A 1,458-nucleotide genomic window follows, 5' to 3' on the forward strand; every position below is an offset into this window, starting at 1 on the left:
ATTGGGCGGATTCAACTGGTCGTTGCAACACCTTGAGAGAAAGGACGACCATGGGACGACCAGCAGGGTGGCTGAAGGGGCTGACAGGCAGGAACCCGATGATCTCACCAGGAGCCCCGAAGAGCAGGCGCAGTGTCGAGCGCCAGTTCTGGAAAGAGGTCGCAATCGGTGCCTCCTCAGAGGATGCTGGTGCCGCGGTTGGAGTGTCGCAGGCTGTCGGGGCGCGGTGGTTCCGCCAAGGTGGTGGTATGGCAACGATCACACTCGTCGAGCCCGGTGGCCGGTATCTGTCCTTCGTTGAGCGCGAGGAAATCGCGTTGCTACGTACTCAGAACGTAGGTGTTCGCGAGATCGCGAGGAGACTCGGCCGTGACGCCTCGACAGTCTCGCGCGAACTGCGCCGCAATGCAGCAACTCGGGCCGGGAAGCTACACTATCGGGCATCCGTCGCGCAGTGGAAGTCTGAGCTGATGGCGCGTCGACCGAAGACCGCAAAGCTGGTGAAGAACCCCCGATTGCGCGCCTATGTTCAGGAGCATCTCGATGGTCGTGTGTGTCTACCAGACGGTACCGTGGTTGCCGGGCCGGCGGTCGCGGCGTGGAAGGGCCGGAACAAGCCCCATCGTGGAGACCGGGCTTGGTCGATCGCGTGGAGTCCGGAACAGATCTCGCAACGGTTGAAGCTCGAGTTCCCCGATGATGGTGCTATGCGAATCAGTCACGAAGCGATCTACCAGGCGCTCTACATCGAGGGCCGCGGCGCACTCAAGCGAGAGCTCGTCGCTGCGTTGAGGACCGGGAGGTCTCTGCGTAAACCCAGAGCCAGGGCCCAGAGCAAACCTCAGGGGCATGTCACCGCTGATGTGGTCATTTCCCAGCGGCCGGCCGAGGCCGCTGACAGGGCTGTGCCTGGGCATTGGGAGGGTGACCTCATCATCGGCACGAACCGTTCGGCCATCGGCACGCTCGTCGAGCGCAAGTCGCGCTCGACGCTGCTGGTGCACCTACCCAGGCTCGACGGGTACGGACAACAACCACGGATCAAGAACGGGCCGGCACTAGCCGGGTATGGGGCCCAGGCGATGGCGACAGCGTTGACGAAGTCGATGACGTGCCTGCCGCAGCAGTTGCGGAAGACGATCACGTGGGACCGGGGCAAGGAGCTATCAGACCATGCTCGGTTCGCGGTCGATACCGGCACGAAAGTGTTCTTCGCGGATCCGCATTCGCCGTGGCAGAGACCGACGAATGAAAACACAAACGGAGTGCTGCGGCAATACTTCCCGAAAGGCACAGACCTGTCGAGGTGGGAAGCCCAAGAGCTCGAGGCTGTCGCTTACTCGCTGAACAATCGGCCACGGAAAGTCCTCGGTTGGAAAACCCCAGCCGAAGTCTTTGCCGAGCAGCTAGAATCGATTGAAAGTACCGGTGTTGCAACGACCAGTTGAATCCGCCTTG

The 1,458-nt window shown here is 61.9% G+C and carries 1 protein-coding gene; it reads left to right on the forward strand.

Translation table 11 applies throughout. The features are described 5' to 3' along the window. Window positions 1–50: 50 nt before the first annotated feature. Window positions 51–1,448, forward strand: coding sequence for an IS30 family transposase (locus BANT918_RS17095; protein WP_418904364.1), 1,398 nt, complete (start codon window positions 51–53; stop codon window positions 1,446–1,448). The last annotated feature ends 10 nt before the right edge of the window (window positions 1,449–1,458 follow it).

Origin of the sequence: Brevibacterium antiquum CNRZ 918 (assembly GCF_900169145.1) — a bacterium.
Lineage (GTDB): Bacteria > Actinomycetota > Actinomycetes > Actinomycetales > Brevibacteriaceae > Brevibacterium > Brevibacterium koreense.